At 64.0% G+C, this 8,762-nt stretch carries 9 protein-coding genes; 5 read left to right on the plus strand and 4 right to left on the minus strand.

What is annotated here, in order from left to right; all coding sequences use genetic code 11:
• Window positions 1-83: 83 nt before the first annotated feature.
• Both JST30_17295 and JST30_17300 read right to left on the minus strand, forming a co-directional pair.
• Window positions 84-803 (minus strand): hypothetical protein, encoded by a 720-nt coding sequence (locus tag JST30_17295; protein MBS1716086.1) that lies wholly within the window; start codon window positions 801-803, stop codon window positions 84-86.
• A gap of 352 nt (window positions 804-1,155) precedes the next feature.
• Complete coding sequence (locus JST30_17300; protein ID MBS1716087.1) at window positions 1,156-2,769, minus strand: PQQ-binding-like beta-propeller repeat protein; 1,614 nt, start codon at window positions 2,767-2,769, stop codon at window positions 1,156-1,158.
• A gap of 100 nt (window positions 2,770-2,869) precedes the next feature.
• On the opposite strand from JST30_17300, the gene JST30_17305 reads away from it, so the two are divergent.
• The 3 genes from JST30_17305 to JST30_17315 all read left to right on the plus strand — a co-directional run bounded on the left by JST30_17305 (window position 2,870) and on the right by JST30_17315 (window position 4,848).
• Complete coding sequence (locus JST30_17305; protein ID MBS1716088.1) at window positions 2,870-3,352, plus strand: VOC family protein; 483 nt, start codon at window positions 2,870-2,872, stop codon at window positions 3,350-3,352.
• Window positions 3,353-3,518: 166 nt separating this feature from the next.
• A complete protein-coding gene (locus JST30_17310; GenBank protein ID MBS1716089.1) occupies window positions 3,519-3,887 on the plus strand; it encodes a group 1 truncated hemoglobin in 369 nt (122 codons plus the stop codon).
• A gap of 1 nt (window position 3,888) precedes the next feature.
• Window positions 3,889-4,848, plus strand: coding sequence for a 2Fe-2S iron-sulfur cluster binding domain-containing protein (locus JST30_17315; GenBank protein ID MBS1716090.1), 960 nt, complete (start codon window positions 3,889-3,891; stop codon window positions 4,846-4,848).
• Between the two features lie 157 nt (window positions 4,849-5,005).
• Here the strand turns inward: JST30_17315 and JST30_17320 are convergent, their stop codons facing one another.
• A complete protein-coding gene (locus JST30_17320; protein ID MBS1716091.1) occupies window positions 5,006-5,518 on the minus strand; it encodes a nucleotidyltransferase in 513 nt (170 codons plus the stop codon).
• On the minus strand, window positions 5,496-5,690 hold the full coding sequence (locus tag JST30_17325) for a hypothetical protein (protein ID MBS1716092.1): 195 nt from the start codon (window positions 5,688-5,690) through the stop codon (window positions 5,496-5,498). Before JST30_17325 ends, JST30_17320 begins: the two co-directional genes overlap by 23 nt.
• Before the next feature lie 127 nt (window positions 5,691-5,817).
• On the opposite strand from JST30_17325, the gene JST30_17330 reads away from it, so the two are divergent.
• Together JST30_17330 and dnaE are read left to right on the plus strand one after the other, a co-directional pair.
• The gene (locus JST30_17330) at window positions 5,818-6,825 is read left to right on the plus strand and encodes a hypothetical protein (GenBank protein MBS1716093.1); all 1,008 of its coding nucleotides are present in this window, start codon (window positions 5,818-5,820) and stop codon (window positions 6,823-6,825) included.
• Window positions 6,826-6,939: 114 nt separating this feature from the next.
• Window positions 6,940-8,762: DNA polymerase III subunit alpha (gene dnaE, locus JST30_17335; GenBank protein MBS1716094.1), on the plus strand; the 1,823-nt coding region annotated here is incomplete at its 3' end.

Here is an 8,762-nt window from a genome sequence, read left to right on the forward strand (position 1 = left end):
CCCGGTCTGCAACGGGTCGGTCGCGCTCGAAATTCCCGCCATGCCGCGTTGCCAGACCGGGCCACCCGTCGGACGTTCGTGTTCTATAAGGACGGGTCGAACGGGCGTTGGCTTGTTTGCTGACGCCTTCGGTTGCGGCGGGCGAACATGCCCGCCGCAGCGAGCCATAGTACGCCACCCGGTTCGGGGACCGCGTAAATCTTCGTGACCGCATATTCAAAGGGGTGATCGCCTGCATTGGTGGAATACCGTTGCTCAAAAGCGATGAACTCGGTCTGAGACCAGTCGATCAACGGACTGAAATCCTGCTTGCGGAAGCGGATCCCGCCTTGTCTGAAAAGCCAGCCTGGATTGCTGTCGGCGACGCCGTGGCTGTCCCGGACATACAAACTCCAAGTGTCGGCGAGCCTATTAGGAGGATCCTTAGTGTAGAGATCCATCCAGATCTCCTTTTCACCCGAAAAGTCCATCGTGAGAAGGTCGCTGTTACCCCATCTCATGCTCCACCTGGTGGAGACGTCGTGGGTGTCGGTCGTCACCTTCGCCGCACCGTCACCGATCTTCAGTCTCAGCGGGTGGTGGTCCAGGTTCCCGCCGAGTTCGAAACGCACTTGCCTCTCTCCGAAAGCAACATGGTCCTGATCCAGACCGAGCCTCTCGTGGAAGTCGTTCGTGAAGTCGTCGAAGTAGGTCTTATCGAAGGTTCCCTGAGTGAAGTCATCGATCAAAACGTAGGCGTGCGACGGGGCCGCCAGCGCCAGCATCGCCACTGCCGCAATGGTTCCTCTCGAAAAGCAATACATACCGAGCAGTATACGACGCCCGACCGGCTTTCAAGGCTCATGGGCGACGCCACATCGGGCCGTAAGGACAAGGCGCTCGTTCCGGCGGGTGGCAAGGACAAAGCGCTCCTTTCTGCCCTCGGCATGGCTCGTGGGCCGAGCGAGCGTTTCTGTCCTTGTCCGCAGGACCTCGCCAGTAGACGTTCCTTCGGAACCGGGGTGCAACGGGCACGGTCCATCCCGTTCACCCCGGCCACCCGGGAGGCGGTCACCCTGAATCCCGCCACCCGCCGGCCACACGGGGTCACTCTCGTCATGTCGCAAAGTCGCAGCAAGGACGCCAGCGCCGCACGGAAGCGGCCCCGTGACCGGTCTAGTTGTATTTGAACTCCGGAACGACGTCGACGAACTTCGCAGCGTCGATCCAGGCTTTCATCCCGGTCGCCGAGGAGCGGCCGTTCTGCCAGTAGGACAGCCTGGCCCTGATGCCGCCGGCGTTGTCCTGAAAGTCCGTCGCGATCGCGGGGACCTCGACCCGGAGCACCGTGTCCGAAGTCGGCGCCGGGCGGGAGTCGAACAACTGCCATGTGCCCGAAACGTTGTTGAAGAGCTCCACCGTCTGGGTCAACGTGTCCGTGCTCGCCCGCGTCTCTAAGGCGACGGCGAACTTGGTCGCCTTCTTGTACGGTGAGCTCGTGACGAACGTGCACCGCATGACGGGGTACCCAGGCGTGGTGACGGGCAGTCCGTGCAGCTCCACGTCATCGTCGTCGCTGGCGGCCAACTTATCCTTCGAACCCGAGGCCAGGGTGCCCGGTCCGACGACCAGGCCCAACACGTCGAAGTCCATCGCCTGTTGCCGGACGATCCGGAACTGCATGTTCGGGACGTACAGCGTGTTGTCCTGATCGAGGGACATCGGCCCGCGGATCTCTTGGTCGAGTTGGACGTTCCACCGCAACGAACCGTCAGGGTTGACGCAATAGACGGCGGCTCCGCGCGTCGTCACGTAGATCCGACCGAACTTGTCGACGATCGGGCCGCACCGCAGCTCGTCGGACGTCGTCGCGATCCAAGGCCGGGCGCCGTTCGTGACTTGGGCCGCATAGAGCTTCCGGTCGTAGCTGGCGACATAGGCAAAGTTCCCGTCCTGGCTGAAGGCAGGCCCGCCCGCCACGGCTCCGCCCGTGTTGAACGTCCAGACCTGGTTCCCGTTCGTCGGGTTCAGACCGTACACGTTCCCGGTCCCGTTTCCGACGACGATCGTCCCGTTCGGAGCGACGCCCGGTGCCCCGGCCGTGCTTCCGAGCGCTTTCGTCCATTTTTGGGCGCCGGTCTGATAGTCGAACGCGGTGATCGAGTTGCCGTTGCTGACGACGACCTTGCTGTCGTCGCGGGTGAAGACGATCGTCCGGACGACGCCGCCGATCCCTTGGACCTGCCAGACGGCCTTACCCGTGTTGCGGTCGATCTTCCAGACGAAGCCGCCCGTCCCGCCCATGACGACGTTCCCGTCCGGTCCGATCGTCGGCGAACACGAGTCGTAGTCGCTGACCTTCGAGTTGTTGGTGACGAACGTCCAATCGAAGCTCAGGTCGCCCGGATTGATCCGGTAGAGCCTGCCGCTTTGGACGGTCGCGGTATAGACCTCGCCCTGGACGCCGACCGCCGGTGTCGCCTGCCCCCAGTTGTTGACGATCATCGTGCCCGTCATTCCACCGTTCGGCTGACCGAACTGCAGGACTTTGTTGTCGAGCCAGCTCGTCAGATAGCCGAGCCCGTCTTGGGTCAAGGACGGCGGGTTGGACACCAAGCCCAGGTTGTTGTACGTCTTATAGATCCAGGGCGTCGTGACCTTGCCGACGTCCGGTCCGACGACGGCCCGCGCCGTTCCCCATCGGTCTTGCCTCTCCATCGGCCAGGGGTTTTGGGCCTGGACCGCGACCGCGCAAAGGAGCGCGGCGATCACCACCGTTGCTTTGTTCATCTGAATCCTTCGACTTCAGTGTAGCCGCGAATCCGAAGGACGGCCGACCGTCCCGTGCGGTGCCGAGCCCAACTTGACGTTTTCGGGTATGTCTCGGAGCATGAAGATCGCGAAGAACACGGTCTGCCTCTGGTACGACGGGGGCGCGGAAGAAGCGGCGCATTTTTATGCAGCGACGTTTCCGGACTCCTCGGTCGGCGACGTCCACCGCGCGCCGAGCGACTTCCCTTCGGGCAAAGAAGGCGACGTCCTCGTCGTGCACTTCACCGTGATGGGGATCCCGTGCATGGGCCTCAACGGTGGCCCCGCGTTCACCCAGGACGAGGCGTTCTCGTTCCAAGTCGCGACGGAGGACCAAGAAGAGACCGACCGCCTTTGGAACGCGATCGTCGGCAACGGCGGACAAGAGAGCATGTGCGGCTGGTGCAAGGACAAGTGGGGCGTCTCGTGGCAGATCACGCCGGTCGCTTTGACCGAGGCCCTCGGCGACCCGGATCCGGCCGTCGCCAAACGGGTCTTCGAAGCCATGATGGAGATGCAGAAGCTCGATGTCGCCGCGATCGAAGCCGCCCGTCGGGGCTGACCTGAAGACCGTGGACTAGGTTCAAACCGGGCCCGCGTCGTCCAGAAAGACGACAGGACGTCAGCCCTGATTCCGTCCCGGTCACCCGAGAGGGCCGGCCACGTGCGGGAAACATGTTTCCGTGCGCGGCCGTTCATGGCCGCGCCGGTCACTGACAAGGGTAACGATGTCCACACTCTATGAAAAACTGGGCGGCGCCGCTGCCGTCGATGCCGCCGTCGACAAGTTCTACCGCCGCGTCCTCGCCGACGACCGGATCTCGTCCTTCTTCGAAGGCGTCGACATGGACAAGCAGGCGGCCAAGCAGAAGTCGTTCTTGACGATGGCGTTCGGCGGGCCGAACAACTACACCGCGCTGGACATGAAGACGGGCCACGCGCACCTCGTCGAGAAGGGACTTAACGACAGCCACTTCGACGCCGTCGTCGAAGACCTCGGCGCGACTTTGAAAGAACTGGGCGTCTCCGACGAGCTCATCGCCGAAGTCGCGGCGACGGCCGAAACGACCCGCGAAGACGTCCTGGGCCGGTCATAGGTTGCCGAACTTCCTGTTCGAAGGACGGGAAGTCGAAGCCGAGGACGGGGAATCCGTCCTCGGCGCACTTTTGCGGCACGGCGCGGACGTGGGTCATGGCTGCAAGGCAGGGGCCTGCCAAAGCTGCCTCCTCCGTTCGAGCGGTGCCGTGCCTTCGTCGGCTCAAAACGGCCTTGACGAGACTTTGATCGAGCGGGGTGCCTTCTTGTCGTGCCAGGCCGGCGCCGGTGACGTCTGCGACGTCGAGCGTCTGGGCCGCGAGGTCTTTCCCCGGTTCCAAGCGACGTTGCAAGAGTGTCGACGCGTGGCCGACGAGGTCCTCTTCCTCCGCTTCGACGTTCCGGGCTGGTCGGCGGCCCCTGGCCGGTTCGTCCGCATGGTCCACCCGTCGGGCACGGTGAGGCCGTACAGCCTCGCGACCCCGGCATGGAACCCTCCGACCGAGGCGCACTTCCACGTGCGGCTGATCGAAGGGGGCGAAATGAGCCAGGCGCTTGCGGATTCGCAGCCTGGGGACGTCGTGGAGCTGGAAGGGCCGTTCGGGAAATGCTCCTACCGTTTGGTGCACGGCAACGAGCCGATTTTGCTCATCGGCTCCGGAACCGGCCTCGCCCCGCTCTACGGGATCGCGACCGACGCGCTCCATCGGGGGCACAACGGTCCGGTCCACCTTTTCCACGGTGGGCGGACGTCGGCAAGCCTGTATTTCCGCGACGAACTCAGCGACCTCGCGGCCAAATACCCCGGTTTCCGCACCACTCCGTGCGCGGACGAGGACGTGACGGGCGACGACCTCACCGGCTCTCCGCTCGATCATGCCCTCCGCGAGCATCCCGATCTGACGGGCTACAAGGTCTACCTTTGCGGCCATCCGATGCTCGTCAAGGCGGCACAGAAGAAGTGCTTCTTGGCGGGTGCGAACCTTCGCGACATTGCCGCCGACCCCTTCGTGCCGGCTTAGAATCATCCTGGACGGCCCTTTCGGCTCCGTTGCGGTGGACTGTGGCCGGGCTGAAGCCCGGGTTCCAGCGGACTAAAGTCCGCGCTCCAAGTAAAGTCCGCGCTCCAAATAAAGTCCGCGCTCCAAGTACAGTCCGCGCCCGATCAGCAATTCGTCTTCAGTCGGTCGCGCTGTCTGACTCGGCGAGCAGCCGTTTGATCGTCTCGAGTTCAGCGATGTGGGCGAGGTCTTTCGGGCGCCCGGCCGCCCGCTTCATCGCGATCAGATCGTCGATGGAGGCCACGGGCACTTGGAGGCCTTCGACTTCCACGGAACCTGCCCGCTCCTTGAGCACCTCGTAGGGCGGTGCGCCATCGGGCTCGGCCAAGAAGTCGATCCTTCCGAGGTCCGTGTCCAGGGTGAGCGTCGTCATGTTCATCACGGTCTGCTCGTCCCAGACGAAGGGCAGGCCCTCGGGCCATTGATACGGCCTCGGACGATAAGGCGCAAGGGCGTCGACGATCTTTCGCGCGTTCTCACGCCGTCTGGCGAAGGCGAAGTCGACATCGACCGTGACATAGTCGCCGCCGACGATCTGGAGAGCGAGGCCCCCGATGATGACGAAGTCCGCACCGGCCGACGCCAGAAGGTCCACGATCTTATAAAAGTCAGCGGATTCGTTTTGCGGCATTTCTCAGTCGTAGCGCCGCGCGCGCGGCCCGCTCCGCCTTTCTCAAACGCTCCGTGGGCGTCAGCTTGAGGTTGGCGCGCAAGCTGTCGACGCTGTTCCCCCAGGCGTCCTGCTCGCCGTAGGGGTGCTTCGCCTCCCTGACCTCTCCGACGTCGTCGTCGTCGCTCGTCACGTCAAAAAGTGTACCGGTGCCGGGCTTTTCAGGCCACACTTGTGGCTCGGTCGGCAGGAATCATCGCAGAAACAGGCAATAGAACGTTTCGGGTCGCCAGGTCGGCACCCTGTCGTACACTTAACCCATGAGCCGAGTCCCGCACTTGCTCCTTGCCCTGGCGACGTCACCCGCTTCTTATGCGCTTCGCTACCAGTTCTACGACTGCGGGACGATCCGGTTCAACAACAGTGATTCCGACACCGCCGCGTACGCCCTCAACGACAGCGGCATGGTCGTCGGGCCCGCCGCCTTCCAGAAAGCGCCCTTCTGGTTCACGGTCGAGACCGGGCAGATGCGCATGGGCCCCATCCGCCGTTCGTACCAGAACACCTACCCTAACGATGTCAACAACCTTGGCGAGGCCACGGGTCTCGTCTACTGGGAGAACGACGGTTCCAACGTGCCGTTCGTCTGGTCGAAAGAGAAGGGTTTCCGGATCATTCCCCTGCCATCCGACTATCCTGTCGGCCTAGGCAACGGCATCAACGACCTCGGGCAGGTCGTCGGGCGGATGGACGGGAACAACCGGGCCTCGCAGCCGTTCCTGTTCACGCCCGGCAAAGGCGTCGAGGCCCTTGGCGTCTTCGATCCGAAGTACGGTTGCGAGGCCCTCAGCGTCAACGAGACAGGTGTCGTCGTCGGCTCGGGCCTTGTCGACCCTTACCCCGGACATTCGAGGGCTTTCCGGTGGACCCGTGAAAAGGGTCTCGAGAACCTCGGGGCCCCGGACGGTTTTTGGGAAAGCACCGCGCGGGTCGTGACGGGTGACGGCACCATTTACGGCTTTCTGTACGGGCCTCTCGGCGGCCAAGCCTTCCGGCTAAGGCCGGGCGGAGGGTTCGAGACACTTGGCCCGCTCGAAGTCTTCGACGCGAACGACGCCGGCCAGGTCGTCGGAACAGGCGGGACCGACATTGCGAAGCTTTACGACCCAAGCCTGGGCACGATCGACCTTAACACCGTGACCGACGGCGTCCCGCAAGGCTGGAAGCTTGCTGTCGCCTATGGCATCAACTCCCGGGGCGACGTCTGCGGGATCTACGTCAAGCAGGGTTCGCGCACGAAGGGGTTCTTTCTCAAACGGTTGGAGTAGCCCTCCGGCCCCGTCGTCCCCGCCGTAAGTCATCCGGTCTTAAAGGGGAAAAGAGCCCCCCGGACCCTGCTCCGAACAGGCGGTTTCATCCGTCAGAATGAGGGCCGGTCCTCCATGTCCTTCGTCCACCTGCACAACCACACCGAGTACTCGCTCCTCGACGGCGCGAACCGGATCCCGGACGTGGTCAAGCGGGTCAAGGAGCTCGGCATGCCCGCCGTCGCGATCAGCGACCACGGCGTCATGTTCGGCTGCATGGAGTTCTACTTCGAGTGCAAGAAGCAGGGCGTCAAGCCGATCCTCGGGATGGAGGCCTACGTCGCCCCGAGCGGCATCGCCAGCCGCGGCTCGCGCGAGGACAAGGACAGCTACCACCTGCTCCTCCTCGCCCGCAACGAAGAGGGCTACCGCAACCTGTGCCGCCTCCACACCGTCGCCGCGCTCGAAGGCTTCTACTACCGCCCGCGCATCGACCACGAACTCCTCAAAAAGTACAGCAAGGGCCTGATCGGGTCGACCACCTGCATCGGTTCCGAAGTCAACCAGCTCCTGCTCCAGGGCCGCTACGACGAAGCCCAACACCGCGCGGGCATGTACAAAGAGATCTTCGACGAAGGTTGCTACTTCGTCGAGTTGCAAGACCACGGCCTGCCCGAACAGAAGCAGATGAACGAGGGCCTGCTCCGCATCGCGAAGGAGCTGGACTTGCCGCTCGCCGCGACGAACGACGCCCACTTCCTCTGCCAGTCCGACGCCGAGCCCCACGACGTCCTCCTCTGCATCGGGCTCGGCAAGCTCAAAGCCGACGACAACCGCATCAAGTTCACCGGCCACGAGTACATCAAGACCCCGCAGGAGATGCAAGGCCTTTGGCTGGACCACCAAGACGCGGTCGAGAACACGCTCATGATCGCGTCGATGTGCGACGTCCAGCTCGACAAGACCCGCAACATGATGCCTGAGCCCGAGATGCCCGCCGGGCACACGGACAAGACCTACCTGGAAGTGCTCGCCCGCAAGGGACTCGAAGACCGCCTCCCCCACGCGGACGAAGCGACGTGGAAGCGCCTCGAGTTCGAGCTCGACGTCATCGGTAAGACCGGCTTCGAGGCGTATTTCCTGCTCGTCAAGGAGTTCGCCCAGTTCACCCGTCAGAGCGGCATCCAATTCGGCGTGCGCGGCTCGGCGGCGGGTTCGCTCGTCAGCTACACCCTCGGCATCACCGACGTCAACCCCGTCGAATACGACCTCACGTTCGAGCGCTTCCTGAACCCGGAGCGCGTCTCGATGCCCGATATCGACATGGACTTCGAGGACGCCCGTCGCGACGAAGTCATCCAGTGGGTCTCCGAGCGCTACGGCAAGGACCGCGTCGCCCAGATCGTCACGTTCGGGACGCTCGGCGCCAAGGCCGCGATCAAGGACGCGGGCCGCGTCATGGGTTACTCGCCGCAGGACACCGACCGCGTCACCAAACTCATCCCGACCGGCCCCGGGTGGAGCATCGATAAGGCCCTCGAAGAGGTCAACGACTTCCGGGCCGCGGTCAACTCGGACCCGATGGTGAAGCGCCTCGTCGAGACCGCGCGCACGGTCGAAGGCATCGCCCGCCACGCAGGCGTCCACGCGGCCGGCGTCGTCATCTCGAAAGACCCGCTCACCGAAGCCGTCCCGCTCTACCGCTCGGCCGACGGGCTGCCCGTCACCGCCTATGAAATGGGGATCCTCGAGAAGATCGGGCTCCTCAAGATGGACTTCCTCGGGCTTTCCAACCTGACCGTCCTCACCCGCACGTTCGACCTCATCGCGGCGACGCACGGTGCGGCCGTAAGCGACGGACTCGCTTCCAAGGGCTCCGACGTCCGACCGGAGACTTCCGAAGCCCGACCGGAGACCTCCGAAGCCCGACCGGAGACCTCCGAAGCCCGACCGGAGAC

It is taken from the genome of Armatimonadota bacterium (assembly GCA_018268395.1).
Classification (GTDB): Bacteria; Armatimonadota; Fimbriimonadia; order Fimbriimonadales; family Fimbriimonadaceae; genus JAEURO01.